Below are 24,924 nucleotides of genomic sequence, written 5' to 3' on the forward strand. Positions count from 1 at the left end.
GTTGGCCGAGAGTATTCATCTATGCAAGCCAGCTTAACGCGTGGATTGCGAAGAAGCCTTGTCGCAAGAATCAGTCTGGTTAACAGAAGGACCGACCGTGACCGAATTCTGGAGCAAGCGGCAGGTGCGCACCCGGCTGGGATTCCGCACCGACGCCGAACTGGCACGCTTCTTTGGCATAAGCCGTTCCGCAGTGTCGCAATGGCCGAGGGACTTCCCGATTCCGGCCCTGCGGCAATACATCCTGCATCAGCGCTATCCGAACCTGTTCCCCACGACAGAAGCGTCGGCGGGCGAATCCATCTGACTTGCGCCGCCTTTTGTCGCATCTAGCACGCTAAGCGCCTTTTGCTAAGTATGCTTAGCAAAATAGGTAAGATCGATCGATCTGAGAATCACAATCGGCGCCATCTACTGGAGGTGTCGGTCCCTGGGTCCCGCTTACTGTCGGCTTCACCCCATCCGTGGGGGCCGGGTCCCCGTATGTAGTTTCGTGAACGATTAATAATTTCAATCACGAAAGTCGCTGCATGTAATTGACCTGTCGTGAAATCTATGACTAATTGGAGTCAACCAAGCGTGAAGCCTGGGAGTCTTTCAGTAGCACGCAAGTGAGTCGGTAGACCGTCAACAATGCAGAACAAGTCCAACGGAGGTCGTATGGAATACGGCATGCATGGCTTGGCTGAACGGGTACGCCGCGAACTGGAAGCCAGTTACCACAAACACGGATGCGGTCCGGCGTTCTGGGATACCTACCAGCAGGTGCTGGACCGTCTGGTCCCGCAGGGGACCGAGCGTACCGAAGTCACCAACGAAATGGCGCTGATCATCGAACAGCTGGGCATCGTCCGGCGTGCGCAGCTTGTGCCGCCGCACGCCAACGGGGCGCGTTGATTCAGAGCAGGCGCCAGGCGCCGCAGGCAAGCAGCGCCAGCAACAAGGACAGCAGGGCCAGGGTCCGGGGTCGCCACAGGCGCTTCGGTTGTCCAGCCATCGCCTGCGGACTGCAGTAGCGCACCAGCCCCGGACCGAAACCGGCCCGGTGCTGTTGTTGTGCGCAGGCCTCCAGGCAGGCGCCGCAGGCCAGGCAATCGGCCTGCGGCCCCTGGCGGATGTCCAGCTGCATCGGGCAGGCGGTGACACAAGCAGCGCAGTCGATGCAGTCACCGAGGCGGTCGGCGCTGAAGGTCGGCATCGGTCCGGCCAGCAGCGGATGCGCGGCGCGGAATACGTAGTCCTGCGCAGTGGTCGGGTCGAGCAGGCCGCGGCCACGGCCCAGTACTCCGCCAAGCCCGGACGGACGTGGCCCGCGCGGCTCACCGCGACGGGCGTCGTACAGCATGCGCGGTGTGTGCGGATCGGTCAGCAGCGGCTGCATGCGTGCGAACGGGCACAGCGAACGGCAGACCTGCTCGCGCAGGAAACCGGCATTGCCCCAGGTCGCGGCTGCATAGAACAGCACCCAGAAGGTTTCCCAGCGGCTCCAGCCGGCGTGGGGCGCAGCGGTCACCAGTTCGGCGATGGGGCTGAACAGGCCGACGAAGGTGATCCCGGTCCACAGCGACAACAGCCCCCAGGCCAGCTGGGTGGTCGGGCGTACAGCAGGTGCAGGCAGCATGCGGGCCGCGCTGCGGGCGATCCAGTCGAAGGCGCGCCGCCACAGGGTCTGCGGGCAGGCATGGCCGCACCAGATGCGCCCGGCGAGGTGGGTAAGCAGCGCAAGGCCCACCGCCAGCACCGCCAGCAGTCCGATCAGCACGCCGGCGTCGCTGGGCCACAACGTCCAGCCAAACAGGTCGAATCGCCGCGCGTTGATGTCCAGCAACAGCGCCTGGCGACCCTCCCAGCGCAGCCACGGCAGTGCGTAGAACAGCGCCAGCAAGGCGGCGCTGAGCGTGCCGCGCCAGTGCCAGGGACGAGGGATCCGGGTGCAGGACGTACTCATCCCAGCGGCAGCTCGTCGTCGTCATCGCTCGGCATCGGCCGCTGCAGGTACCAGGTGACCGCGCTGGACAGTGCCGTCACCGACCAGAACATGAAGAATCCCGCCGTATAGCCCAGTTCGCGACTGATGGCCGTGCCCGGGAAACTGATGGCCTGCAGGCGCAACGGATCGACGAAGGCGAAGAACACCACGCTGGCAACGCCGGCGGCGATGAAGCTGGGCCAGAGGATGGCGCCCCACTGCTGGATCAGCCTCTGGCGGCGGTTGGGAGAAGGTCTGTTCATGCTGTCCCGGATCGAAAAGTGGGCGGCGCGTATACTTCGCCAAGGCTGGCGCGGCATCCGCAGGGCATGCTTCCTGCAAGCGTGCCAGCCTAGGTGCAGCGGACTGCGCCGACATTGATCTGGATCAACGGCGCTGCCGCCTGGGTGCGGCACACTGCCGGCACGCTTTGGGTACCCCGATGAACGCAACACCGCCGCCTGTCCTCCCCGTCGCCTCGCCCGGGTTGTGCACCGAGCAGGAAGTGACCCGCCTGGTTCACGATTTCTATGCCCGCGTGCGTGAGGAAGAACGGCTGGGACCGGTGTTCGAGGCGCACGTCCACGATTGGCCTGAGCATCTGGCGCAGCTGGTCGACTTCTGGTCGGCGATGCTGCGCGGTACCCGCCGCTTCAAGGGCTCGCCGATGTCCAAGCACATGGCCATCGAGCTGGACAAGGACCTGTTCGACCGCTGGCTGGTGCTGTTCCGGATCACCACTGCCGAATGCAACAACCCGCCGATGCAGGAACTGGCCAACGACGTGGCCGCGCGCATCGGTGACACCTTCTGGAAGCGCTACCAGATGCTGCGCTGGCCGCAGGTGGGCCTGCCGGTGCTGGGGATCCCCGGCAAGGATTGATCTGGGTCAAGGCGGCGCAGGCCGCCTGGCGCGATGCTGGCGACATGGACACGTTCTCTCCCGCCGCCGGTGGCCTGGCCTGGACCTTCGACCCCGACCTTCTGCGCCGGCACGACCGGCCGGGCCCGCGCTACACTTCGTATCCGACCGCGCCGCATTTCCATGATGGCTTCGACGCGCCGGCGCTCCGCCAAGCGATCTCCGACAGCAACCAGCTGGCCCGCGCGCTGTCGCTGTATGTGCATGTGCCGTTCTGTTCCAGCCCCTGCTTCTACTGCGGCTGCAACCGGGTGATCACCCGCGATCGCGGTCGTGGCCACAGTTACGTCTCGCGCGTGCTGGCCGAGGCCGACCTGTTGGCGCCGCAGTTCGATGACGGCCGCGAGGTGATCCAGCTGCACCTGGGCGGTGGTACGCCGAACTTCCTCGATGCCGAGGCGATGACCACGCTGGTGGAAGGGTTGCGCCGGCGCTTCGATTTCAGTGATTCGCCGCAGCGCGATTTCTCGATCGAACTCGATCCGCGCTTCATCGACACCCGCGACGTCGCCATGCTGGCGCGGCTGGGCTTCAACCGGGCCAGCCTCGGCGTGCAGGATTTCGACCCGCAGGTGCAGGAATCGATCAACCGCATACAGGGTGTGCAGCAGACGCTGGACATCCTGCGCGCCTGCCGCGACAGCGGCATGCGTTCGGTCAACGTCGACCTGATCTATGGCCTGCCGGGGCAGAGCCTGGAAGGATTCGGCCGCACCCTCGAACGGGTGCTGGCGCTGCGCCCGGATCGCCTGGCGGTGTATGGCTACGCGCATCTGCCGCATCTGTTCCGCGCGCAGAAGCAGATCGACGAAAGCCGCTTGCCTTCGCCGGAAGACAAGCTGGCGCTGCTGGGCCTGGCGGTGGAGAAGCTCTCTGCGGCCGGCTACCAGTACATCGGCATGGATCATTTCGCACTGCCGGAGGAGGATCTGTCACGCGCGCAGCGTGCCGGCCAGCTGCATCGCAACTTCATGGGCTACACCACTCACGCCGATACAGATCTGCTCGGCCTGGGCGTGAGTGCGATCAGCCACATCGGTGCCACCTACAGCCAGAATCCGCGCGATCTGCCGTCGTGGGAGGACGCGGTGGATCAGGGCCAGCTGCCGGTCTGGCGCGGCGTGGCATTGAGTGCCGACGACCAGCTGCGTGCGGAACTGATCCAGCAGCTGATGTGCCAGGGCGAGGTGGATGGCGTGCTGCTGGGGCAGCGTCACGGCGTGGATTTCGAGCAGTACTTCGCCGAGGACCTGCGTTCGGTGCAGCGGCTGCAGGAAGACGGCCTGGCCGAATACCACGATGGCGTGGTGCGTGCCAGCGAACCTGGGCGGCCATTGCTGCGGTTGCTGGCGATGTGCTTCGACCCGTATCTGCGTGCCGCGCACGAGCAACCGCGTTACTCGCGGGCGATCTGAAGGTGGCTTGTGCTGCGCTCGCGTGGTGCCCGGAGCCGGAATCGAACCGGCATGGGGTTGCCCCCGGCGGATTTTAAGTCCGATGCGTCTACCAGTTTCGCCATCCGGGCCTGCAGCGCGGCGCCGATTGTAGCCCACCTGCGGTGCCGCGACCGGATTACATCACGGCGGCGGCGTGCTTAACTGTCGATCGCATTCATGTCATAGTCCCTGCCATCGTTCCCAGGGGGGGAGCCACCTGATGTCGCTGCACGCGATTGCCTATGCCAGTGAGGCCCGCGCCGATCTGCAGACAACCGATCTTGACCGCCTGCTGGCCGACGCCACGGCATTCAATCGTGTAGCCGGTGTCACCGGTGTCCTGATGTTCGACGGAGCACGCTTCCTGCAGTATCTCGAGGGCCCGGAGGATGGCATCGATTCGGTGTTCCAGCGCATTCTCAACGCGCGCAGCCACGTGCAGCTGAAAGTGCTGTGCCGTGCACCCGTGGTGCAGCGCGCATTTCCGCGCTGGTCGATGGGCACGCGGCGGATCGAGCCGGAGCTGCTGGCGCAGATTGTCGATGCCGCGTGGCCCGGCTTCCTGCTTGGCAGTGGTGGATTCGAGCGCCTGCTGCAGGCCTGGACCGGCGCCGACGGTGAACTGGAACCGGCCGCGGTGGCGTTGGGGTCCTGAGCCCGCCTTGGCGGCAGGGCGCCGGGGCCGGTAGGCTGTAGCCTTTCTGGCGCAGGTTTTCCGGAGTGGTGCAGCAGATGAGTGTGTTGGCCGAAGCCATGGCAGCGTATGTGCGATCGCATCCGTTGCACGGGATGTGCCGATGAGTGCGCCGGTTGCGGCGGCCAGCGCCCCCCGGTTTGCCGTGATCGGCCTGGGTTATGTCGGCCTGCCTTTGGCGGTGGCGTTTGGCCGGCAGTGGCCGACGTTGGGCTTCGATATCGATGCCGGTCGCATCGCCGAGCTGCGCAGCGGCCAGGACCACACGCTGGAAATGGAAGCCGACGAGCTGGCCAGTGCGCAGCGGCTGCAGTTCGGCAGTGATCCGGCATTGCTCGATGCCTGCAATGTCTACATCGTCACCGTGCCGACCCCGATCGATGCATACGAGCAGCCCGACCTGGAGCCCCTGCGTTCGGCGACACGACTGATTGCCAGTCATCTTCGCGCCGGCGATCTGGTGATCTACGAGTCCACGGTGTACCCCGGCACCACCGAGGAAGTGTGCGTGCCGCTGCTGGAGCAGGGGGCGGGCCTGCGCTTCAACGAAGACTTCTATTGCGGCTACAGCCCGGAACGGGTCAGTCCCGGCGACCGCCAGCGGCGCCTGGCCGACATACGCAAGATCACGTCCGGCTCGACACCGGAAGTCGCTGCGGTGATTGATGGTCTGTACCAGCGCATCATCGCCGCCGGTACGTTCCCGGCACCTTCGATGCGCGTGGCTGAGGCGGCCAAGGTGGTCGAGAACATCCAGCGCGACGTCAACATTGCGCTGGTCAACGAGCTGGCCCTGATATTCGATCGGCTCGGCATCGATACCCAGGACGTGCTCGACGCCGCCGGCAGCAAGTGGAATTTCCTGCCGTTCCGGCCGGGGCTGGTCGGCGGTCACTGCATCGGCGTCGATCCGTATTACCTGCTGCACAAGTCCGAGAGCGTGGGCTACCACCCGGACCTGATCCACACCGCACGGCAGGTCAACAACCGCGTCGGCGAGCATGTGGCGGCGCGGGTGCTGGCGATGCTGGCCGAGCGTGGCCGTGTGCCGGCGGACGCACGCATCCTGGTGCTGGGCGTGACCTTCAAGGAGGATTGCCCGGACCTGCGCAACAGCCGCGCGCTGGAACTGGCGCAACGGCTGCGCGATGCCGGCGCGCAGGTAGCGGTCAGCGACCCGTGGGTCGGCCCGGCGGCATTGACCGGCGAGGGCCTGGATTGGCTGGCCGAGCCCGGGGCAGGGCGCTATGACGCAGTGGTGCTGGCGGTGGCCCACGCCCGTTTCAAGGCGATGGATGAATCCGCAATCCGGGGGCTGTTGGCGCCGGGTGGCCTGGTCTACGACGTGAAATCGGCCTGGCCGCGCAACGTGGTTGACGATCGCTTGTAAGCCCGGGCAGTGAACGGCGCGGTAGACTCGGGGGCAGTTGCAACCGAGGAAAGCCATGCACCGGTATATCGTCTACCTGCTCGCCATCCTGATGTTCCCGATATGCCTGTGGCTGGCCACGATCTGGCCAGCCTGGTACTGGGGCGTCGGCCTGACTGCCGCGATGGTGGCGCTGGGGACCTGGGACCTGCTGCAGAAACGCAGCACGTTGCGCCGCAATTATCCGGTGATGGCGCACTTCCGTTACGGGCTGGAGTCGATCGGTCCGGAGATCCGCCAGTACTTCGTGCAGAGCGACCTGGAAGACGTGCCGTTCTCGCGCCAGCAGCGCGCGCTGATCTACCAGCGTGCAAAGAACGAGATGGACACGGTGCCGTTCGGCACCCTGCGCAGCACTTATGCGGTGGACTACGAGTGGATCAACCATTCGCTGGCACCGACGACGATTGCCAAGCATGACTTCCGCGTCCTGATCGGCCCGAACTGCGCCAAGCCTTATTCGGCCAGCGTGTTCAACATCTCGGCGATGAGCTTTGGCTCGCTGTCAGCCAATGCGATCCGCGCACTGAACGAAGGCGCGCGCCGCGGTGGCTTCTACCACGACACCGGCGAAGGATCGATTTCGCCCTACCACCGCGAAATGGGCGGCGACCTTGTGTGGGAGATCGGCTCGGGGTACTTCGGTTGCCGTGACGAGAAAGGTGGTTTCAGCGAGGAGCGCTTCGTTGCCAACGCTACCCACGATCAGGTCAAGATGATCGAGATCAAGCTGTCGCAGGGGGCCAAGCCGGGCCACGGTGGTGTGCTGCCGGCACCGAAAGTGACCGCCGAGATCTCGGTGACCCGTGGCGTGCCGATGGGCGTTGACTGCGTGTCGCCGTCGCGCCATTCGGCGTTCTCCACGCCGGTTGAACTGTTGCAGTTCGTGGCCCGCCTGCGCGAACTGTCCGGTGGCAAGCCGGTCGGTTTCAAGTTGGCCATCGGCCACCCGTGGGAATGGTTCGGCATCGCCAAGGCGATGCAGGAAACCGGCCTGTTGCCGGACTTCATCGTGGTGGATGGCGCCGAAGGCGGCACCGGCGCGGCACCGGCCGAGTTCGTCGATCATGTCGGCGTGCCGATGCATGAGGCACTGCTGCTGGTGCACAACACCCTGGTCGGCCTCGACCTGCGTGAGCGCATCCGCATCGGCGCGGCCGGCAAGATCACCAGTGCGTTCGACATCGCACGGACCATCGCGTTGGGGGCCGACTGGTGCAATGCCGGCCGAGGCTTCATGTTCGCGCTGGGCTGCATCCAGTCGCTGAGCTGCCATACCGACAAGTGTCCGACCGGGATCGCTACCCAGGATCCCGCGCGCTGGAAGCATCTGGATGCACCGGACAAGGCTGCTCGTGTCTACAGCTACCACGAGCACACGCTGCATGCCTTGAAGGAACTGCTGTGTGCCGCTGGCCTCAATGATCCGGCCGAGCTGGGGCCGGAACACATCCTGCGCCGTGTCTCGCCGGTGGAGATCCGTTCGCTGGCCTCGTTGTACCGCTACCTGGAGCCAGGCGAACTGCTGCACAAGGTGCCCGACCATGCGGTGTTCCATGCGTTCTGGGCCGATGCACGCAGCGATTCCTTCCAGCCGCCGCCGAAGATCCAGGCACTGCGCGCCAGCAAGTCGCGATAACGGCTCTGTAGCGTCGAGCCATGCTCGACTGCCTTTTGATCAGGCATCGCGACGTTGGAACGAAGAACAGCCGAGCATGGGCTCGGCTCTACAAGGAGATGTCATGCAGTTCAGGACCGGCACCATGGATGACATGGCCATGCTGTGGGCGCTGCGCACGCGATGCGTGCGCGAGACCTGCAGCAGCCATTACCCGCCCGAAGTCATTGCGCCCTGGTCTGCCTCGCCGCCACCGTCGCAGTACGCGCGGCTGTTGTCGCAGGGTGGCTGCGTGGTGGCCGAGGACGAGCAGGGCAGTCTGCTCGGCTTCGGCGTGTTTGATGCCGATGCCAATGAAGTCGACGCGTTGTTCGTCGATCCGGATCGTGGCGGCAAGGGCATCGGCCAGGCGCTGATGCAGCGCCTGCTGGCGATGGCCGATCCTGGGCGCGAGGTGGTGCTGTCAGCCTCGCTCAACGCCGTGCCGTTCTATCAGCGGCAGGGGTTCATCAGTGTGCGCGAAGAGGCCTACCCGCATCCCAGCGGCGTGGCGCTGGCTTCGGTGAGCATGCGCCGGCCGTGGTGAGTGCCCGTTTTCTGCGTTCTGTAGAGCCGAGCCCACGCTCGGCTGCTTTTGATTCAAGCCGAGCGTGGGCTCGGCTCTACAGGTAGCGCAGTCGAGCATGGCTCGATCCTACAAGGCAGGCGTCACCGCTCCGCCAACCACCCGATCACGCCTTCCGCAGCACGCAGGCCACTGGCGTAGCACGCGGTCAACAGGTAGCCACCTGTCGGCGCTTCCCAGTCCAGCATCTCGCCGGCGCAGAACACGCCGGGCACTGCCCGCAGCATCAGGCCATCATCCAGCGCATCCAGGCGCACGCCGCCGGCGGTGCTGATCACCTCGGCCATCGGCCGGGGACGCAGCAGGCGCAGCGGCAGGCGCTTGAGCGTAGCCGCCACGGCAGGAAGGTCGCTGCCCGCTTCTTTACCCAGAACCTCGAACACCAGTGCGGCTTTCACTGCATCCAGACCGGCTTGGCGGCGCAGGTGCTCGCCGAAGCTGCGGCCCTTGCGTGGGCGTGACAGATCGGCAAGCAGGCGCGCCTCGTCGCGGCCCGGTACCAGATCCAGCCACAGCATCGCGTGGCCCTCGCGGTTGATGGTCTCGCGCAGGTCCGCCGCAATCGCATAGATCAGGCTGCCTTCGATGCCGTACTCGCTGGCCACGCATTCGCCCTGCAGCGACCGTGGCTGTCCGGCCAGGTCGATCCAGTGCGCGACCACCGGCTTCAACGGCGCGCCGGCATTGCGTTGGGCGAAGAATGGGGTCCAACCCACGTCGAAACCGCAGTTGGCCGACTGCAGTGGTGCGATGTCCACGCCACGGGTCTGCAGTGGCGCGACCCAGGCGCCGTCACTGCCCAGCTGCGGCCAGCTGCCGCCGCCCATGGCCAGCAGGGTGGCATCGGCATGTACTTCAACGGCGCCATCTTCGGTTTCAAATCGCAGCGCGCCATCCTCACCCCAGCCGATCCAGCGGTGGTTGGCATGCAGGCGCACACCCTGTTCCTTCAGCCGGCGCACCCAGCCACGCAGCAGCGGCGCAGCCTTCCGGTCGACCGGGAACACGCGGCCGGAGCTGCCCACATAGGTCTCCACGCCCAGGCCGGCGGCCCAGTCGCGCAGCGCCCCCGCATCGAAGTCGTCCAGCCAGCGGCCCACGGCCGTGGACTGCTCGCGGTAGCGGCTGTCGAACAGCGGACGCGGATCGGAATGGGTGAGGTTGAGCCCGCCCTTGCCGGCGATCAGGAATTTGCGGCCGGGCGACCCCTTGGCCTCGTACAGGTCGACGTCCAGCCCGGCGGCGCGCAGGCGCTCGGCGGCGAACAGGCCGGCCGGGCCACCGCCGATGACGGCGACGCGGTGGGGCATGGCGGCATCACGGTTTGACATCGAGCAGCTCGACGTCGAACACCAGCGACGATCCGGCCGGAATCGGGCCGACCTTGCGGTCGCCGTAACCGTAGTCCGGCGGGATCATCAGCGTGCGCTTGCCGCCAACTTTCATGCCGGCCACGCCCTCATCCCAGCCGCGGATGACCTGGCCGGCGCCAAGCGCGAAGGTGAACGGTTGGCCGTGCTTGAAGGAGCTGTCGAAGGTCTTGCCGTGCTTGGTCTCGGTACGGTTGTCGTAGATCCAACCGGTGTAGTGCACGGTGACCTTGCTGCCGGGAACGGCTTCAGCACCGGCACCTGGCACGGTATCGATCCGCTCGAAGGCGGTCAGGGTGCCGCCGGGCGGCGGGCCGGACGGTTCGGTCGAGCAGCCAGCGGCGGCGAGGGACAGCAGCAGGGGAAGCAGCAGGCGGCGCATCGGGCGTCTCCGGTAGGGCGCAGGTCGAGGGCGGCAAGGGTAGCGCATCGGCGCCGGGTATCATGGGGACATGGCAAAACTCCTGCTCAATCTGCGCAATGTCGGTGACGACGAATACGCCGATGTCTGCACGCTGCTCGACCAGCACGGCATCGCCTGGTACCGCACCGAACCCAGCCCCTGGGGCATTTCCAACGGAGGCCTGTGGCTGCGCGAGGACGCCGATCATCCACGTGCGAAGGCGCTGATGGCGGAGTACCAGGCCGAACGCGGGCCGCGCATCCGTGCCGAGCGTGAGCAGGCATTGCGTGATGGCACGGCGGAGACCTTCGGCAGCCTGTTCCGGCGGCGGCCGCTGTACGTAATGCTGGTGCTGCTGGGGATGGCCGCTGCCGCTGCGCTGGTGCTGCTGCCGTTCGTACTGTTGCGGGGGTAAGGGGTTTCGGCCGGGTTGCACCCGGCACCCGCAGACGCAACGTCGACGTCAAAAGCCGGGCTTCAGTGGGAGGGTGGGGCGGTGTGGGCACGCGGGGGACGGCAAAAGCTGCTCCTGCGTGCCTCGTAGAGCGCCTTGCTCGTGTGCGCTGTCCTGCGCACACGGCAAGACCGGGGTTGGGCATCCTGCCCAACCCGCCCGGCGCATGCCCCGGGCCCATGGCGCTCTGCGCCCCCGCCTGCCCACACCGCCCCACCCCTGACAGATTCCGGGTGTCTGCCGGGCTTGGGGTCGGATCCCTCTGCCGTACAGAGGGCTCTGATCCCTGAATCTGTCTGTGCGGGCAGGAGGCGCTAAAATGGCGGGATGATCGCCAATACCGCCGCTTACCATTTCGCCGTCATCGACGCTCCCCAGGCCCTCTGCGACCAGCTGCTGGCGCGTGCCGAGGCGGCGGAGCTGCGCGGCACGATCCTGGTGGCGGGCGAGGGGCTGAACCTGTTCCTGGCAGGTGCGCCAGAGGCGGTCGAGGGCTTCTACGTGGCACTGCGTTCCGACGCGCGCTTTGCCGATATGCGGGTCAAGACCAGCCTCAGTGAGCATCAGCCGTTCGCGCGGCTGAAGGCCAAGGTGAAGGACGAGATCATCAGCTTCCGCCGTGATGACGGCCAGCCGCTGGACTATCCGCGTGCGCCGGCGGTCGATCCGGCCACCGTGCAGCGCTGGCTGCGGCAGGGGCATGACGATGCCGGCAAGCCGGTGGTGATGCTCGATACGCGCAATCTGCAGGAAGTGGAGTACGGCACCTTCAAGGATGCGCTGGTGCTGCCCATCCACAAGTTCACCGACCTGCCGGAGGCGCTGGCGCCGCACCGCGAAGCACTGAAGGACAGCACCGTGGTCAGTTTCTGCACCGGCGGCATCCGCTGCGAGAAGGCGGCGCTGTGGATGGTCAACGACGGCATGGACAACGTGCTGCAGCTGGACGGTGGCATCCTCGGCTACTTCGAGGAAGTGGGCGGCGAAGGCTACGAAGGCCGCTGCTTCGTGTTCGATGAGCGCATTGCGCTGGATGCGGAACTGAAGCCGATGGTCGACCAGCCGTTGCCTGATCCGCGCCCCAGCGCGTTCTAAGCCGGGATGTCGATTCCCCGGTAGAGCCGGCCGCTGGCCGGCTGCCAGCCACGTTGCCTGCCGGCCAGCGGCCGGCTCTACCGGATCAAGCGCAGCCAGTCGTGGACCCGCGCTGCGGGAATCAGCATCCCGCCACCGGCACTGGCCGCTGCGCCGGGTCGTCCCCATGCATGGGGGATCCTGTGACGGAAAAACGCCTGATGATCCCGTTGTCGATCCTTGACCTGGCCCCGGTCTGCGAGGGCAGTGACACCACCACCGCCTTTGCCAACATGCTGGAACTGGCCCAGCACGCCGATGCGCTGGGCTACCGCCGCTACTGGCTGGCCGAACACCACAACATGCCCGGCATCGCCAGTGCGGCCACCGCCGTGCTGATCGGCCATGTCGCCGGCGGTACCCGGCGCATCCGGGTCGGTGCCGGCGGCATCATGCTGCCCAACCATGCCCCGCTGCAGGTGGCCGAGCAGTTCGGCACGCTGGCCTCGCTGTATCCGGACCGGATCGACCTGGGCCTGGGCCGCGCGCCGGGCACCGATCAGCCGACCGCGCGTGCACTGCGCCGCTACTTCGACAGCGCCGACCAGTTCCCGCAGGATGTGCGCGAGCTGCTGCACTACTTCGAGCCGGTACAGCCCGGGCAGGCGGTGCAGGCGGTTCCAGGTGGTGGCCTGCGGGTGCCGACCTGGATCCTCGGTTCCAGCCTGTTCGGTGCGCGCATGGCCGCCTCGATGGGCCTGCCGTATGCGTTCGCCTCGCACTTCGCGCCCGACGTGATGGACGAAGCGCTGGCGGTGTATCGCCGCGAGTTCCGCCCTTCGGCCACGTTGAAGCAGCCGCACGCGATGCTGGCCCTGAACGTTGTCGCCAGCGACAGCGAAGCCGAGTCACGCCGCCTGTTCACCAGCCAGCAGCAGAGTTTCGTCAATCTGCGCCGTGGCCGGCCGGGCAAGATTCCGGCGCCCATCGACGACATCGAATCGTTCTGGGAACCGCATGAAAAGCTGGGTGTGGAGCGGGCATTGGCCTGCACCGTGCTGGGTGATCCGCAGCAGGTGGCCGAGGGCATCGCCGCCTTCGTCGAACGGCACAAGCCCGACGAACTGATGCTCACCGCCAATCTGTACGACCACCGCGCACGCCTGCGTTCGTTCGAACTGGCGATGCAGGCCTGGCACGCCCGCCACGCGGGCTGAACAATTGCGTCACGGCCTGTTGCGGCCGATCCGCGTCTGATGGGGGCTCCCACTTCTGGAGTCCCCACCATGGCCGAGACCCGTGCCGAACACATTGCCCAACTGGCCGAGCTGATCAAGGACGTGGAGGTGGCCATGTTCACCACCACCGGCGTCGACGGGCGACTCTACAGCCGGCCGCTGGCCACCCAGCAGGTCGCCTTCGACGGTGACCTGTGGTTCGTGATCACCGGCGACAGCCCAAAGGTGGCCGAGATCGCGCTCGATCCGCGGGTCAACGTGGCCTACGCCTCGCCCTCGAAGAACACCTACGTGTCGGTGGCGGGGCGGGCACGCGTGGTCGATGATCGCGCGAAGATCGAGGAGCTGTGGTCACCGGCGATGAAGCTGTTCTTCCCCGGTGGCAAGGATGACCCCAACCTTCGCCTGATCCATGTGCGCGCCGACAGTGCCGAATACTGGGATGGCCCGGGCACTCTGCTGGGCACGGCGCTGAGTTTCGTTCTGTCGGCGGTGCAGGACGAACCGGCGGCGTTGGCCGACAACGGGTTCATCGACCTTCGGTGATGGCCGATGTCCGGTAGTGGTAGTGCTGGCCAGCGGCCGGCTCTACCGGCTTCCGGCTCAGAACCAGCGCTGGAACAGTTCCACCGTATAGCCCACCAGCTGCCCCGAACTGAAACCGAAGAATGCGATCGCTGCCAGCGCCGCGATCCAGTTGAACAGCATCAGCGCGCCATCGCGTTCCAGCAGCGCCAACGAGAACAGCAGCAGCTGGAAGCCGAACAGGAAGTTGGTGAAGGGAATCGGCAGCGACAGCAGCAGGCCCAGCAACACCAGCAGCAGGCCGCTGAAGGCGTGGGCGGGCAGCGGTGTCAGCAGTTGCGGCAGGCGGGGTTTCAGCATCTTGTCCAGGCGCCGCAGCGGGCGGTCGATGCGGTCCAGGAAGCGATGCATGGTGCCGCGCTTTGGCCCGCGGCGGGCAATGAAGCCAGGCAGCCACGGCCGGCGCAGGCAGAACAGCATCTGCAGGCCGATCAGGATCACCAGCGGGCCACTGACTGCACCGCCCATGCCCGGGATCGGGATGAACGAGGGCAGGATCGCCACGAACAGGAACACGCCGAACGCGCCCTGCTGCAGGTTGCTGAGGATCTGGCCGAGCGGCATGTGCTCGGCGGGATCGCCGGAGGCGAACATCTCCAACAGGGTACGGATGCCCTCGTTGCGGTAGGCCGGGCGCTGTTCGCCCGGACCCTGGCCGGCCTCAGGCGGTGAGCTCATCGGCCTGCTCGTCGGACAGCGTGCGCAGCAGCAGCTTGTCCACCCGCGCTCCGTCCAGATCGACCACCTCGAAGCGCCAGCCGGCCCAGTCGAAGTACTCGCCGGCGTGCGGAATGCGGCCGAAGTAGTGGATGCACATGCCGGCCAGCGTGTAGTAGTCGCCGTCCTCGGCGTCGGGCAGGTCGTTGCTGCCGATCAGTTCGCGCACGTCTTCGATCGGCAGCGAGCCGTCCACCAGCAGCGAGCCGTCCTCGCGGGTCACCACCAGCGCATCTTCGTCGGCGTTCTCCACCGCCTGCAGGCGGCCGACCACGGCACCCATCAGGTCGCTGATGGTCACCAAGCCCTGGATCTCGCCGTACTCGTCCACCACCAGCGCCATCGACTGCTGTTCCTCGCGGAAGATCTCCAGCAGCTTCATCGCGTGGGTTGATTCGGAAACGTACAGCGGTTCGCGCAGGGTCTGGAACAGCGCGTTGTCGCCGCGCGCCATGCGCGTGGCCAGCGATTTCAGTTCGAGCACGCCGACCACGTCCATGTCGTTGTCGCGGTACACCGGGTACCGGGAGAACTCGTGCTCGGCCATGATTTCCAGATTGCGCTCCAGCCCGGCCTGGGTATCCAGCCAGGCGATGCGGTTGCGGGGGGTCATCAGGCTGTCGGCGGTGCGGTCGCCCAGGCGCATGACCCGGTTCATCATGTCGCGCTCGTGGGCGTCGATCACGCCGGCCTCGTGGCTTTCGGCCACCAGCATGCGGATCTCTTCTTCCGTCACCGAGGCGACTTCGTCCTTGCCAAGGCCGAACAGGCGCAGCACGAACTGGGTGGTCTTGGACAGCAGCCAGACGAAGGGCAGGGCGAGCTTGGCCAGCCAGCTCATCGGCATCGCGACCAGCCCGGCAATGGCTTCCGAGCGGGTCAGTGCCAGACGCTTGGGCACCAGTTCACCGAAGATCAGCGTGATGAAGGTGATCAGCGAGACCGCCAGGGCGGTGCCTACCTCGCGCGCGTACGCAAAGCCGGGCATCAGGCCCTGCAGCCAGCCGGCGATCGCGTCGCCGATCGCATCACCGCCGAGGTAGCCGGTCAGCACGCCGATCACGGTGATGCCGATCTGCACGGTGGACAGGAAGCTCTCCGGCTTCTCCGACAGCTCCAGCGCCTTGGCGGCACGTTTGGAGGTGGCGGCCATCTGCTTCAGGCGGCTCTTGCGCGAGGTCATGACCGACATCTCGGACATGGCGAAGAAGCCGTTCAGGAGAACCAGCGCGAAGACAATCAGGATCATTTCAAACACGGGCATCGTCCCCGGTTGGTGGCAGGGAGGGCGGGTGCTTGCGATGGCGGCTGGCGCTCAGGAACAGGGTCCGGCGCGGCGCAGGGGGATAAGGGTCGTCGTCCATAAGGTGCGCCCGAGGGCGCGCTGGCATCTTAGCAAAGGGGCGTGGCAGGGTGGCAACCGCCTGTTCAGGTTGGGGGCTCCAGAGCCCCGAAAGGGGACGGGGATACCCGTGATGGTCATCTAGCCGTCATAATTCCGTCTGGTGCCGTCCTTCCCGCGACGGCTGACAGGTTTCTCAATGTTCTCTCTGCAGACCATTTTCGGTTCCGGCAAACAGTTCTACACCCTGCTTGATGAGGCTGCCGTCGCGGCCTCCGACGCCGCCAAGGCGCTGCATTCCATGCTGCGCGAGGCCGACCGCCAGCCCGCGCTGGACGCCTTCAAACTGGCCCGCCTGCGCGAGCGCGCGGCCTCGGACAAGATCAGCCAGGCGCTGGTAGACAGCTTCATGACCCCGATCGAGCGCGAAGACATCGAAGCGCTGGGTTCGGCCCTGTACAAGATTCCGAAGCAGATCGAGAAGTTCGCCGATCGCTATTCGCTGGCCACGACCCACCTGGAGCACATCGACTTCGCGCCGCGCGCGGCGATGCTGGAACAGGCTGCCGGCGTGGTGGTGGAGATGGTCGCCGACCTGCGCCACATGAACCTGGACCGGATGACCGCGCTCAACGAGAAGCTGCGCTCGCTGGAGAACGAGGCCGACCGCCTGATGCTCGAGCTGTACCGCGACATCTATTCCGGTCGCCTGGACAACCTGCAGATGTTCCTGCTGAAGGAATTCTTCGAGATCCTGGAAAAGGCCATCGACCGTTGCCGCGAGGCCGGCGTGGTGGCGTACCAGATCGTGTTGAAGAACAGCTGACGGACGCCGCCGCATGTTGACCCTTGTCCTGGTGGTGATCCTGGCCGCGCTCGTTTTCGAGTTCATCAACGGCTTCCACGATACCGCCAACTCCATTGCCACCGTGGTGGCGACCAAGGTGCTCTCGCCCGGCTGGGCGGTGATGCTGGCCGCCTTCATGAACCTCATCGGCGCGTTGACCGGTACCGCGGTGGCGCTGACCATCGCCTCGGGCCTGCTCAACACCAACGTGGTCGACGTCACCCCGCAGGTGATCCTTTGCGCCCTGCTGGGCGGCATCATCTGGAACCTGATCACCTGGTGGAAGGGCCTACCGTCCTCGTCTTCGCATGCACTGATCGGCGGCCTCTGCGGCGCCGGCCTGGCTGCGGCCCACAACAACTGGGACGCCCTGATCTGGTCCGAGCGCCTGGGCAGCTGGGCGCAGAACAAGGGCCTGCTGTGGAAGGTGTTCGTGCCGATGATCACCTCGCCGATCGCCGGCTTCCTGCTCGGCATCGTGGTGATGGTGCTGCTGTGGGGCCTGATTGCCGGCCTGGCCAAGATCGGTGGCGCCATCGGCCGCCTGGCCCGCCCGCGCATCGTCAACGCGTTCTTCGGCAAGGCGCAGATCGCCTCGGCGGCCTACATGGGCTTTGCCCACGGCCACAACGATGCGCAGAAGACCATGGGCATCATCGCCATGACACTGATCGGTGCCGAAGCCACCGGCGCACTGAACGACCTGCCGTCCTGGCTGGCCTTCATGCACCCGGACGCCCACGCCGGTGACGGCATCGCGATGTGGATCGTGCTGACCTGTGCGGTGGTGATGGCTGCCGGTACCGCCTCGGGTGGCTGGAAGATCATCAAGACCCTGGGCCACAAGATGGTCAAGCTGCACCCGATCCATGGCTTCGCCGCGGAGACCAGCTCGGCCACCATCCTGACCCTGGCCGCCCACTTCGGCATGCCGGTCTCGACCACGCACAGCATCTCCACCGCGATCATGGGCGTCGGCTTCGCCAAGAACCCGCGCTCGCTGAAGTTCGGCGTGATCGAACGCATCGTCTGGGCCTGGATCCTGACCATCCCGGCAGCAGGCGGCTGTGCGTACCTGATCCTGAAGCTGTTCGAGCTGTTCGGCTGGACCTGATCTGCACGCACACGTTGCACAAAAAAAGCCCGCCGTATTCCGGCGGGCTTTTTTCATGGGCAGATCATTCTTCCGTATCAAGCGTGTCGACCAAGGTCGACACCCACCAGAGCAGTGCACGACGCCGTTCCGACAGTTCGCGGAGATCTGTCGAAGGCGGGGCGGGGCCGGTTGTGGGGGTGTCCGCGGCATGGATGCCGCGGCCAAGCCCCCAGGGACGGGTTTACGGCGTCCCCCGCAACCGGCCCCACCCCGCCCAACCACGGAAAGCCCGCTTTTGCCGTTGCCGTTGATTCGGCGGGTGCCGGGCCGCAGGCCCGGCCGAACCCCTCAATTACGCTGGAACAGCGCCTGCACATCCTTCCGGAACGCCGCCTGGCTGTCCGCCCGGCTGTAGAACATGTGCCCACCCGGATAACTACGCACCTGCACCCGGTCCGGGTTGCTGCCCATCGCCGGCATCTGGTCCACCGTCAGGATCGACCCCATGAACGGGCACGACAGGTCGTTCCAGCCATGCACGATCAGCACCTGCAGATGCGGATCGATCGCCACCGCCTGGCGCAGCTGGGTCACCGCGCCCTGGCGCAGCTCGCCGTTGCGGTCCCACAGCCGGTTCACGTCGTAATTCAGCGCCTGGTAGCGCGCATCCACCTTCCAGCCGACCACGCGCGTCACGAAGTCGACCATCGCCGTGGTGGTCGGCGCAATGATGCTGTCCAGCAACGGATCATTGGCGCGCTGCTCCGGATCATTCGGGAACGGATCGAACGCGGTCACGTTCGAGTCGTAGCGGCTGCCCAGCGTGCCCTTGTCGCGGAACACCTCACGCAGATAGGCCTGCGTCTCCAGGCGGCCACCGGCGCGGCGCACGAACTGCGGGTCCAGCCCGGTCAGCTCGGTTACCCGGCGCAGCATCGCCTCGGTCGCCTGCGGGTCGCTGCGGCCCTTCATCAGCGCGGTGGCGTAGTCGCCACGGGTGTACTCCACCACGTCACGCATCGCTGCATCGGTCAGCTTGCCCTGGCGCTCCAGGTGCGCGGCGGCGATCGACGGCAGTGTCTGCATCCATGCCATCGGCGAGACATCGGCGTTGTCTTCCAGGGTCGGGCTCAGGTAGGGCGAGACCAGCACCAGGCCGTTCATCGCCACGCCCAGCCGGGTCTGCAGGAAGTGGGTGATGCGGGGGCCACGGTAGCCACCGTAGCTCTCGCCGGTCAGGTACTTGCGTGCGCCCATGCGCTGGTTGCGCAGCAGCCAGTCGTAGATCGAGCGCGACAGGTACTCGATGTCAGCGCTGGGGTTGTACAGCTGCTTCTTCGCTTCGTCATCGCCGATGCGCGCGCGGCTGAAGCCGGTGCCGACCGGATCGATGAACACCAGGTCGGTGAAGTCCAGCCAGGTGCCGGGGTTGTCGTGCAGCGTGGCGGGTGCCGAGGCGCTGTCACCCTCGGAGCCGAAGGTCACCACCTTGGGTCCGATCGCGCCCATGTTGAGGTAGACCGACGATGCCCCCGGGCCGCCGTTGAGCGCGAAGGTCACCGGCCGGTCCTTGCCCGGCATCGTATAGGCGGTGAACACCACATCGGCGATCACCTTGCCTTTCGCATCACGCACCGGCAGGGTGCCGACGGTGGCGGTGTAGTCCAGGGTGCGGCCGGCCAGGCGCATGCTCTGGCGGGCCGACGCATCGGCGGGCAGCGCAGGTGCTTCGGTCTTGTCGTCTTTCGGATCGGGCTTGGCCTCGGCGTCAGGCGCGGCCAGCACGCTGGCAGGAGCGATGAGCAGGCCGACGCAGAGCGCGGCAGTATGCAGCAGGGACTTCATGGCACCGGATTGGCAGCGGAAGGGGGTTCCGATGCTAGGCCGGTGGCGGGCATGCCGTATGTGTCCAAAGGCATGCCCGCGCGTCGAGGCCGCCACTGGCCAGATTGGGTCAAGCGGGCAGAGGAGTGCGCACGTCGTCGTCGGCCAGCAGGCCGTATACCGCCGAATCGGACAGTTCGCCCTGGATGCGCCAACGCTGCCGCAGCACGCCCTCCAGGTGAAAGCCCAGCCGTTCAAGCACGTGTGCCGAGGGCCGGTTGCGCGGGTCGACTTCGGCTTCCACGCGATGCAGGCGCAGGGTCTGGAACAGGTAGTCCAGCAGGTGCTGCAGCGCTTCGTGCATGTAGCCCTGGCCCTGCCTGTCGGGGGCCAGCAGGTAGCCGATCTCGGCACGTGCGGCATCGCGGTCCAGGGCGAACACCACGCAGATGCCCAGCAACGGACCGTCCAGCGTTTCGCGCACGGCCAGCTTGAGCTGGGTGCCGGTGGCCTGTGCGGCCAGGTCATCGTCGATCTGCGCACGCGCCTCGGCCGGTCGTGTCCACGCCGGGTGGTTCCAGAACCGCATCACGTCCGGATCGGACTGGATCGCGAACAGGGCGGCCGCATCGTCGCGGCGGATCGGGCTCAGGACCAGGCGCGCGCTGTGCAGCGGCAGGCCCGGGAACAGCAGCGAGTGGCTGGCCAATACGATGATCCACGCGGATGGACGCGCATTATGGCGCCGCCGGGTTTGCCGATGGGGGCGGGATCTCTGTAGAGCCGAGCCGATGCTCGGCTGCCCGGCACGGCGCGGAATGCAGCCGAGCGTGGGCTCGGCTCTACAGGAGGGCTGCGGGAGTCAGACTTCCAGCGAAGCCAGGTCGCCCTTCGACTCCAGCCAGCCCTTGCGGTCGGACGCACGCTTCTTGGCCAGCAGCATGTCCATCAGCGAGCTCGTCTGCTCGCGATCGTCCACGGTCAACTGCACCAGGCGGCGGGTGTCGGGGTGGATGGTCGACTCGCGCAGCTGTGGCGGATTCATCTCGCCGAGGCCCTTGAAGCGGGTGACGTTGATCGCACCCTTGATCTTCTCGCGTTCGATCTTGTCCAGCATCGAGCGCTTTTCTTCCTCGTCCAGGGCGTAGAACACCTGCTTGCCCACGTCGATGCGGAACAGCGGCGGCATGGCCACGAACACGTGGCCGGCATCGACCAGCGCCGGGAAGTGCTTGAGGAACAGTGCGGTGAGCAGGGTAGCGATGTGCAGGCCGTCCGAGTCCGCGTCGGCCAGGATGATGACCTTGCCATAGCGCAGGCCGGCAATGTCGTCCTTGCCCGGGTCGCAGCCGATGGCCACGGCCAGGTTGTGCACTTCCTCCGACGCCAGCACGCTGTTGGAGGATACTTCCCAGGTATTGAGGATCTTGCCGCGCAGCGGCAGGATCGCCTGGAAGTCCTTGTCGCGAGCCTGCTTGGCGCTGCCGCCTGCCGAGTCACCCTCCACCAGGAACAGCTCGGTGCGCGACAGGTCCTGGCTGATGCAGTCGGCCAGTTTGCCGGGCAGGGCCGGGCCCTGGGTGACCTTCTTGCGGACGACCAGCTTTTCGGTCTTCAGGCGCGCACTGGCGCGTTCGATGGCGATCTGGGCGATCTTCTCGCCCAGTTCCACGTTCTGGTTCAGCAGCAGGCTGAAGGCATCGTGGGCGGCGCCTTCGATGAAGCCAGCAGCCTGGCGCGAGGACAGGCGTTCCTTGGTCTGGCCGCTGAACTGCGGGTCGGTCATCTTCAGCGACAGCACGAACGACACGCGGTCCCACACGTCTTCCGGGGCCAGCTTGACGCCACGCGGCAGCAGGTTGCGGAAGTCGCAGAACTCGCGCAGCGCCTCGGTCAGGCCGGTACGCAGGCCGTTGACGTGGGTGCCGTGCTGGGCAGTGGGAATCAGGTTGACGTAGCTTTCCTGCACCAGCTCGCCTTCCGGCAGCCAGGCCACGGCCCAGTCAACAATTTCGGTGTCCTTCTTCAGGTTGCCGACGAACAGCTCGGCCGGCAGCATCTCGCGATCGCCCAGTTCCAGCTTCAGGTAATCGCGCAGGCCGTCTTCGTAGTACCAGGTATCGACTTCACCGGTGGCTTCGTCGGTCAGCTTCACGGTCAGGCCCGGGCACAGCACGGCCTTGGCGCGCAGCAGGTGCTTGAGCGCGCGCACCGCGAACTTGGGCGTGTCGAAGTACTTCGGGTCGGGCCAGAAGCGCACGCGGGTACCGGTGTTCTTCTTGCCGACGCTGCCGACCACTTCCAGCGGGGTGGCACGGTCGCCGTTGCGGAAGGTGATGCGGTGTTCGGCACCTTCGCGCTTGATGTGCACTTCCACCAGGGTCGACAGCGCGTTGACCACGCTGACGCCGACGCCGTGCAGGCCGCCGGAGAAAGTGTAGTTGTTGTTGCTGAACTTGCCGCCGGCGTGCAGGCGGGTGAGGATCAGCTCGACGCCCGGGATCTTCTCTTCCGGATGGATGTCCACCGGCATGCCGCGGCCGTCATCGCTGACCTCCACGCTGCCGTCCTTGTACAGGGTGATCTCGATCGAGCGGGCGTGGCCGGCGAGGGCCTCGTCCACCGAGTTGTCGATCACTTCCTGCGCCAGGTGGTTCGGGCGCGCGGTGTCGGTATACATGCCGGGACGGCGCTTGACCGGGTCAAGGCCGGACAGGACTTCAATATCGGCGGCGTTATAACGGGCGTTCATCTGTCTTCGAAAGCTTGGAGCGACGGGCAAGTGTGGGGTCTGGCACGGGATTTTGCACGCCTGCGGTTCAGTCTCGGCGACGCAGAGGGGGTAAAATGGCAGCCGCTGGAATCTGAACGCCGGCGACCCCCGTTGGGTCGAAACATCCAAGCCGTACCGCGAGGAGGACCTCATGAAGAAGTTGCTGACCATTGCGATCCTGGCCGCTGCCGCCGTTGCGGTGCCGCTGGTGATGGCGCAGAACGCCGGCCAGCCGGCCCCGCAGCAGGGTGACCAGGCCGACAAGGCGCAGGCCGAGGCCGATGCCAAGGCCAAGCGTCGGGCCCAGGCCAATGCCGAAATGAAGGCGCAGGGCCAGCCGGCCCCGCAGCAGGAAGAGGAAGAGGAAGCGCGCAAGAAGCGCTGATCCCGCAACCTGCCAGGCGCCCTTGCGACAAGGGCTGCGCTCCGGAACGCCCCGCATTGCGGGGCGTTTCTTTTTAGTGGCGTGCCATCTGCCTCTTGGGTTGGCGGCCATCAATCTGTAAACTATGGCTTTCCGGGAGTAAGTGCGTGTCCACCCTTTGCGAATGGGCTGGAGCGGCCAAGCGTGGCTTCCAGCATGGCGGGTCGCAGGTGACGGTCGATTTGACCGGCACGGCCGCCCCGACCTCGCACGGTGGTCCCGGTCCGGCGCCTGCCGCCGCACGGATCCGCACCTCCCTCGCTGTCCCAGCGAACCGGAAAACCCCCTCTGAGCACCATGCCTGCCCTCCGGGCGCGCGTGGTGCTGCCGTTTTCCATTTCCAGACAGGATGCTTGCAGCCATGACTCCCTTGATTTTCGTAACCGGCGGCGTGGTGTCCTCGCTCGGCAAAGGCATTGCCGCTGCGTCACTGGCCGCCATTCTTGAAGCCCGTGGCCTGAAGGTCACGATGATGAAGCTCGACCCGTACATCAACGTCGACCCGGGCACCATGAGCCCGTTCCAGCACGGTGAGGTCTACGTCACCGACGACGGCGCCGAGACCGACCTCGACCTGGGCCACTACGAGCGCTTCGTGCGCACCCGCCTGAGCCGCAAGAACTCGGTCACCACCGGCCGCATCTACGAGAACGTGATCCGCAAGGAGCGCCGCGGCGACTACCTGGGCGCGACCGTGCAGGTCATTCCGCACATCACCGATGAAATCCGCCGTTGCATCGACGAAGCCACCGAAGGCTACGACGTGGCGCTGGTCGAGATCGGCGGTACCGTCGGCGACATCGAGTCGCTTCCGTTCCTGGAGGCGATCCGCCAGGTGCGCACCGAGCGTGGCCCGGAGAAGGCGCTGTTCATGCACCTCACCCTGGTGCCGTACATCGGCGCCGCCGGTGAGCTGAAGACCAAGCCGACCCAGCACTCGGTGAAGGAACTGCGCTCGATCGGCATCCAGCCGGACGTGCTGCTGTGCCGCTCCGAGCAGGCGGTGCCGGATTCGGAGCGCCGCAAGATCGCCCAGTTCACCAACGTTTCCGAGCGCGCGGTGATCAGCGTGCCGGACGTGGACGTGCTGTACCGCATTCCGTCGGGCCTGCACGCGCAGGGCCTGGACGAAATCGTGGTCAACCAGCTGAAGCTGGCTGACAAGGCGGGTCCGGTCGACCTGTCGATGTGGGAAGACGCGGTCGACGCGACCCTGCATCCGTTGGACGAAGTGACCATCGCCGTAGTCGGCAAGTACGTGGACCATCAGGACGCCTACAAGTCGGTCGGTGAAGCACTCAAGCATGGCGGCCTGCGCCAGCGCACCAAGGTCAACCTGAAGTGGCTGGAAGCACAGGACCTGGAAGGCACCGACATGGCCGCACTGGCCGATGTTGACGGCATCCTGGTGCCGGGTGGCTTCGGTGACCGTGGTTTCGAAGGCAAGGTGCAGACTTCGAAGTTCGCCCGCGAGCAGCACGTGCCGTACTTCGGCATCTGCTACGGCATGCAGGCGGCCGTGGTCGATTACGCGCGCAACGTGGTCGGCCTGGAGGGCGCCAACAGCACCGAGAACGACCGCCAGTCGCCGAACCCGGTGATCGGCCTGATCACCGAATGGCGTACCGCCACCGGTGATGTCGAGAAGCGCGACGACAAGAGCGACCTGGGTGGCACCATGCGCCTGGGCCTGCAGGAGCAGCGCCTGAAGCCGGGCACGCTGGCCCGCGAGCTGTACGGCAAGGACGTGGTCGCCGAGCGCCACCGCCACCGCTACGAGTTCAACAACCGTTACCGCACCCAGCTGGAAGACGCCGGCCTGGTGATCGCCGGCAAGTCGATGGACGACACCCTGGTGGAAGTGGTTGAGCTGCCGCGCGATGCGCACCCGTGGTTCCTGGCCTGCCAGGCGCACCCGGAATTCCTGTCCACGCCGCGTGACGGCCACCCGCTGTTCATCGGTTTCATCCGTGCCGCGCGCGAGCGCAAGGCCGGTGGCAAGCTGCTTTCCGAAGCGCGCGCCTGACTTGTGAATGGGGGCTTCGGTCCCCATCCTGCATGCTTCAACCCCCATCGCACCGGCC

25 protein-coding genes and 1 tRNA gene are annotated in these 24,924 nt (G+C 66.2%); 16 read left to right on the top strand and 10 right to left on the bottom strand.

What is annotated here, in order from left to right:
- Positions 1-97 precede the first annotated feature (97 nt).
- Together AC5P8D_RS09815 and AC5P8D_RS09820 are read left to right on the top strand one after the other, a co-directional pair.
- A complete protein-coding gene (locus tag AC5P8D_RS09815) occupies positions 98-307 on the top strand; it encodes a helix-turn-helix domain-containing protein (protein ID WP_010486042.1) in 210 nt (69 codons plus the stop codon).
- Between the two features lie 353 nt (positions 308-660).
- On the top strand, positions 661-897 hold the full coding sequence (locus AC5P8D_RS09820; RefSeq protein ID WP_010486041.1) for a hypothetical protein: 237 nt from the start codon (positions 661-663) through the stop codon (positions 895-897).
- Between the two features lies 1 nt (position 898).
- Here AC5P8D_RS09820 and AC5P8D_RS09825 read toward each other — a convergent pair whose 3' ends face one another.
- Positions 899-1,948 carry a 4Fe-4S dicluster domain-containing protein gene (locus AC5P8D_RS09825; RefSeq protein WP_313412870.1) on the bottom strand — a complete coding sequence of 350 codons (1,050 nt, stop codon included), beginning with the start codon at positions 1,946-1,948 and terminating at the stop codon, positions 899-901.
- Entirely contained in the window at positions 1,945-2,232 is a 288-nt protein-coding gene (locus AC5P8D_RS09830) for a hypothetical protein (RefSeq protein WP_010486039.1), read from the bottom strand. Before AC5P8D_RS09830 ends, AC5P8D_RS09825 begins: the two co-directional genes overlap by 4 nt.
- A gap of 179 nt (positions 2,233-2,411) precedes the next feature.
- Between AC5P8D_RS09830 and AC5P8D_RS09835 the strand changes: the two genes are divergently transcribed.
- Together AC5P8D_RS09835 and hemN are read left to right on the top strand one after the other, a co-directional pair.
- Positions 2,412-2,852: a group III truncated hemoglobin gene (locus AC5P8D_RS09835; protein ID WP_109813828.1), complete on the top strand. Its 441-nt coding sequence runs from the start codon at positions 2,412-2,414 to the stop codon at positions 2,850-2,852.
- A 44-nt stretch (positions 2,853-2,896) separates the two neighbouring features.
- Positions 2,897-4,306: an oxygen-independent coproporphyrinogen III oxidase gene (gene hemN, locus AC5P8D_RS09840; RefSeq protein WP_053443805.1), complete on the top strand. Its 1,410-nt coding sequence runs from the start codon at positions 2,897-2,899 to the stop codon at positions 4,304-4,306.
- Positions 4,307-4,329: 23 nt separating this feature from the next.
- Here the strand turns inward: hemN and AC5P8D_RS09845 are convergent.
- A tRNA-Leu gene (locus AC5P8D_RS09845) sits at positions 4,330-4,416 on the bottom strand.
- 131 nt (positions 4,417-4,547) lie between these two features.
- Between AC5P8D_RS09845 and AC5P8D_RS09850 the strand changes: the two genes are divergently transcribed.
- The 4 genes from AC5P8D_RS09850 (at position 4,548) to AC5P8D_RS09865 (ending at position 8,654) form a co-directional block, all read left to right on the top strand.
- Positions 4,548-4,982 carry a BLUF domain-containing protein gene (locus AC5P8D_RS09850; RefSeq protein WP_010486035.1) on the top strand — a complete coding sequence of 145 codons (435 nt, stop codon included), beginning with the start codon at positions 4,548-4,550 and terminating at the stop codon, positions 4,980-4,982.
- 142 nt (positions 4,983-5,124) lie between these two features.
- Positions 5,125-6,411, top strand: coding sequence for a nucleotide sugar dehydrogenase (locus AC5P8D_RS09855; protein ID WP_495203284.1), 1,287 nt, complete (start codon positions 5,125-5,127; stop codon positions 6,409-6,411).
- Positions 6,412-6,466: 55 nt separating this feature from the next.
- Positions 6,467-8,089: an FMN-binding glutamate synthase family protein gene (locus AC5P8D_RS09860; protein ID WP_021204397.1), complete on the top strand. Its 1,623-nt coding sequence runs from the start codon at positions 6,467-6,469 to the stop codon at positions 8,087-8,089.
- 103 nt (positions 8,090-8,192) lie between these two features.
- A complete protein-coding gene (locus AC5P8D_RS09865) occupies positions 8,193-8,654 on the top strand; it encodes a GNAT family N-acetyltransferase (protein ID WP_495203285.1) in 462 nt (153 codons plus the stop codon).
- A 122-nt stretch (positions 8,655-8,776) separates the two neighbouring features.
- Here AC5P8D_RS09865 and AC5P8D_RS09870 read toward each other — a convergent pair whose 3' ends face one another.
- Entirely contained in the window at positions 8,777-10,024 is a 1,248-nt protein-coding gene (locus AC5P8D_RS09870; protein WP_495203286.1) for a TIGR03862 family flavoprotein, read from the bottom strand.
- Positions 10,011-10,445 carry an FKBP-type peptidyl-prolyl cis-trans isomerase gene (locus AC5P8D_RS09875; protein ID WP_049455321.1) on the bottom strand — a complete coding sequence of 145 codons (435 nt, stop codon included), beginning with the start codon at positions 10,443-10,445 and terminating at the stop codon, positions 10,011-10,013. Before AC5P8D_RS09875 ends, AC5P8D_RS09870 begins: the two co-directional genes overlap by 14 nt.
- A gap of 70 nt (positions 10,446-10,515) precedes the next feature.
- Between AC5P8D_RS09875 and AC5P8D_RS09880 the strand changes: the two genes are divergently transcribed.
- The 4 genes from AC5P8D_RS09880 to AC5P8D_RS09895 all read left to right on the top strand — a co-directional run bounded on the left by AC5P8D_RS09880 (position 10,516) and on the right by AC5P8D_RS09895 (position 13,778).
- On the top strand, positions 10,516-10,881 hold the full coding sequence (locus AC5P8D_RS09880; protein WP_019658895.1) for a DUF6164 family protein: 366 nt from the start codon (positions 10,516-10,518) through the stop codon (positions 10,879-10,881).
- Between the two features lie 366 nt (positions 10,882-11,247).
- A complete protein-coding gene (locus tag AC5P8D_RS09885; RefSeq protein WP_495203287.1) occupies positions 11,248-12,015 on the top strand; it encodes a sulfurtransferase in 768 nt (255 codons plus the stop codon).
- Positions 12,016-12,215: 200 nt separating this feature from the next.
- Positions 12,216-13,211, top strand: a complete 996-nt coding sequence (locus AC5P8D_RS09890) for an LLM class flavin-dependent oxidoreductase (RefSeq protein ID WP_049455322.1) — start codon at positions 12,216-12,218, stop codon at positions 13,209-13,211.
- Between the two features lie 69 nt (positions 13,212-13,280).
- A complete protein-coding gene (locus AC5P8D_RS09895) occupies positions 13,281-13,778 on the top strand; it encodes a pyridoxamine 5'-phosphate oxidase family protein (RefSeq protein ID WP_019338431.1) in 498 nt (165 codons plus the stop codon).
- A 57-nt stretch (positions 13,779-13,835) separates the two neighbouring features.
- Here the strand turns inward: AC5P8D_RS09895 and AC5P8D_RS09900 are convergent, their stop codons facing one another.
- Together AC5P8D_RS09900 and AC5P8D_RS09905 are read right to left on the bottom strand one after the other, a co-directional pair.
- On the bottom strand, positions 13,836-14,495 hold the full coding sequence (locus tag AC5P8D_RS09900; protein WP_019338432.1) for an exopolysaccharide biosynthesis protein: 660 nt from the start codon (positions 14,493-14,495) through the stop codon (positions 13,836-13,838).
- The gene (locus tag AC5P8D_RS09905) at positions 14,479-15,783 is read right to left on the bottom strand and encodes a hemolysin family protein (protein ID WP_478415866.1); all 1,305 of its coding nucleotides are present in this window, start codon (positions 15,781-15,783) and stop codon (positions 14,479-14,481) included. Before AC5P8D_RS09905 ends, AC5P8D_RS09900 begins: the two co-directional genes overlap by 17 nt.
- 292 nt (positions 15,784-16,075) lie before the next feature.
- On the opposite strand from AC5P8D_RS09905, the gene AC5P8D_RS09910 reads away from it, so the two are divergent.
- Positions 16,076-16,702 (top strand): DUF47 domain-containing protein, encoded by a 627-nt coding sequence (locus AC5P8D_RS09910; RefSeq protein WP_004152833.1) that lies wholly within the window; start codon positions 16,076-16,078, stop codon positions 16,700-16,702.
- A gap of 13 nt (positions 16,703-16,715) precedes the next feature.
- Positions 16,716-17,837: an inorganic phosphate transporter gene (locus tag AC5P8D_RS09915; protein ID WP_006431323.1), complete on the top strand. Its 1,122-nt coding sequence runs from the start codon at positions 16,716-16,718 to the stop codon at positions 17,835-17,837.
- A gap of 330 nt (positions 17,838-18,167) precedes the next feature.
- Here the strand turns inward: AC5P8D_RS09915 and AC5P8D_RS09920 are convergent, their stop codons facing one another.
- The 3 genes from AC5P8D_RS09920 to parE all read right to left on the bottom strand — a co-directional run bounded on the left by AC5P8D_RS09920 (position 18,168) and on the right by parE (position 22,395).
- Positions 18,168-19,664, bottom strand: coding sequence for a S10 family peptidase (locus AC5P8D_RS09920; RefSeq protein WP_043402133.1), 1,497 nt, complete (start codon positions 19,662-19,664; stop codon positions 18,168-18,170).
- A 109-nt stretch (positions 19,665-19,773) separates the two neighbouring features.
- Positions 19,774-20,352: a GNAT family N-acetyltransferase gene (locus AC5P8D_RS09925; protein WP_049421510.1), complete on the bottom strand. Its 579-nt coding sequence runs from the start codon at positions 20,350-20,352 to the stop codon at positions 19,774-19,776.
- A gap of 153 nt (positions 20,353-20,505) precedes the next feature.
- A complete protein-coding gene (gene parE / locus AC5P8D_RS09930; RefSeq protein ID WP_010486000.1) occupies positions 20,506-22,395 on the bottom strand; it encodes a DNA topoisomerase IV subunit B in 1,890 nt (629 codons plus the stop codon).
- A 172-nt stretch (positions 22,396-22,567) separates the two neighbouring features.
- Here parE and AC5P8D_RS09935 point away from each other — a divergent pair, with 172 nt between their 5' ends.
- Complete coding sequence (locus tag AC5P8D_RS09935) at positions 22,568-22,801, top strand: hypothetical protein (protein WP_010485998.1); 234 nt, start codon at positions 22,568-22,570, stop codon at positions 22,799-22,801.
- Positions 22,802-23,201: 400 nt separating this feature from the next.
- The gene (pyrG, locus tag AC5P8D_RS09940; RefSeq protein WP_019338186.1) at positions 23,202-24,866 is read left to right on the top strand and encodes a CTP synthase; all 1,665 of its coding nucleotides are present in this window, start codon (positions 23,202-23,204) and stop codon (positions 24,864-24,866) included.
- Positions 24,867-24,924 lie beyond the last annotated feature (58 nt).

The organism is Stenotrophomonas sp. YJH_SMC_101-4 (assembly GCF_059370395.1).

What these genes read in the sequence shown, in the direction of transcription:
- AC5P8D_RS09880 (WP_019658895.1), top strand. Translation starts at nt 10,516, where the DNA reads ATGGCAAAACTCCTGCTCAATCTGCGCAATGTCGGTGACGACGAATAC.
- pyrG (WP_019338186.1), top strand. Translation starts at nt 23,202, where the DNA reads ATGACTCCCTTGATTTTCGTAACCGGCGGCGTGGTGTCCTCGCTCGGC.
- AC5P8D_RS09905 (WP_478415866.1), bottom strand. Translation starts at nt 15,783, where the DNA reads ATGATCCTGATTGTCTTCGCGCTGGTTCTCCTGAACGGCTTCTTCGCC.
- AC5P8D_RS09835 (WP_109813828.1), top strand. Translation starts at nt 2,412, where the DNA reads ATGAACGCAACACCGCCGCCTGTCCTCCCCGTCGCCTCGCCCGGGTTG.
- AC5P8D_RS09865 (WP_495203285.1), top strand. Translation starts at nt 8,193, where the DNA reads ATGCAGTTCAGGACCGGCACCATGGATGACATGGCCATGCTGTGGGCG.
- AC5P8D_RS09850 (WP_010486035.1), top strand. Translation starts at nt 4,548, where the DNA reads ATGTCGCTGCACGCGATTGCCTATGCCAGTGAGGCCCGCGCCGATCTG.
- AC5P8D_RS09820 (WP_010486041.1), top strand. Translation starts at nt 661, where the DNA reads ATGGAATACGGCATGCATGGCTTGGCTGAACGGGTACGCCGCGAACTG.
- AC5P8D_RS09920 (WP_043402133.1), bottom strand. Translation starts at nt 19,664, where the DNA reads ATGAAGTCCCTGCTGCATACTGCCGCGCTCTGCGTCGGCCTGCTCATC.
- AC5P8D_RS09825 (WP_313412870.1), bottom strand. Translation starts at nt 1,948, where the DNA reads ATGAGTACGTCCTGCACCCGGATCCCTCGTCCCTGGCACTGGCGCGGC.
- AC5P8D_RS09935 (WP_010485998.1), top strand. Translation starts at nt 22,568, where the DNA reads ATGAAGAAGTTGCTGACCATTGCGATCCTGGCCGCTGCCGCCGTTGCG.
- parE (WP_010486000.1), bottom strand. Translation starts at nt 22,395, where the DNA reads ATGAACGCCCGTTATAACGCCGCCGATATTGAAGTCCTGTCCGGCCTT.
- AC5P8D_RS09910 (WP_004152833.1), top strand. Translation starts at nt 16,076, where the DNA reads ATGTTCTCTCTGCAGACCATTTTCGGTTCCGGCAAACAGTTCTACACC.
- AC5P8D_RS09915 (WP_006431323.1), top strand. Translation starts at nt 16,716, where the DNA reads ATGTTGACCCTTGTCCTGGTGGTGATCCTGGCCGCGCTCGTTTTCGAG.
- AC5P8D_RS09900 (WP_019338432.1), bottom strand. Translation starts at nt 14,495, where the DNA reads ATGAGCTCACCGCCTGAGGCCGGCCAGGGTCCGGGCGAACAGCGCCCG.
- AC5P8D_RS09830 (WP_010486039.1), bottom strand. Translation starts at nt 2,232, where the DNA reads ATGAACAGACCTTCTCCCAACCGCCGCCAGAGGCTGATCCAGCAGTGG.
- hemN (WP_053443805.1), top strand. Translation starts at nt 2,897, where the DNA reads ATGGACACGTTCTCTCCCGCCGCCGGTGGCCTGGCCTGGACCTTCGAC.
- AC5P8D_RS09895 (WP_019338431.1), top strand. Translation starts at nt 13,281, where the DNA reads ATGGCCGAGACCCGTGCCGAACACATTGCCCAACTGGCCGAGCTGATC.
- AC5P8D_RS09855 (WP_495203284.1), top strand. Translation starts at nt 5,125, where the DNA reads ATGAGTGCGCCGGTTGCGGCGGCCAGCGCCCCCCGGTTTGCCGTGATC.
- AC5P8D_RS09890 (WP_049455322.1), top strand. Translation starts at nt 12,216, where the DNA reads ATGATCCCGTTGTCGATCCTTGACCTGGCCCCGGTCTGCGAGGGCAGT.
- AC5P8D_RS09885 (WP_495203287.1), top strand. Translation starts at nt 11,248, where the DNA reads ATGATCGCCAATACCGCCGCTTACCATTTCGCCGTCATCGACGCTCCC.
- AC5P8D_RS09860 (WP_021204397.1), top strand. Translation starts at nt 6,467, where the DNA reads ATGCACCGGTATATCGTCTACCTGCTCGCCATCCTGATGTTCCCGATA.
- AC5P8D_RS09870 (WP_495203286.1), bottom strand. Translation starts at nt 10,024, where the DNA reads ATGTCAAACCGTGATGCCGCCATGCCCCACCGCGTCGCCGTCATCGGC.
- AC5P8D_RS09875 (WP_049455321.1), bottom strand. Translation starts at nt 10,445, where the DNA reads ATGCGCCGCCTGCTGCTTCCCCTGCTGCTGTCCCTCGCCGCCGCTGGC.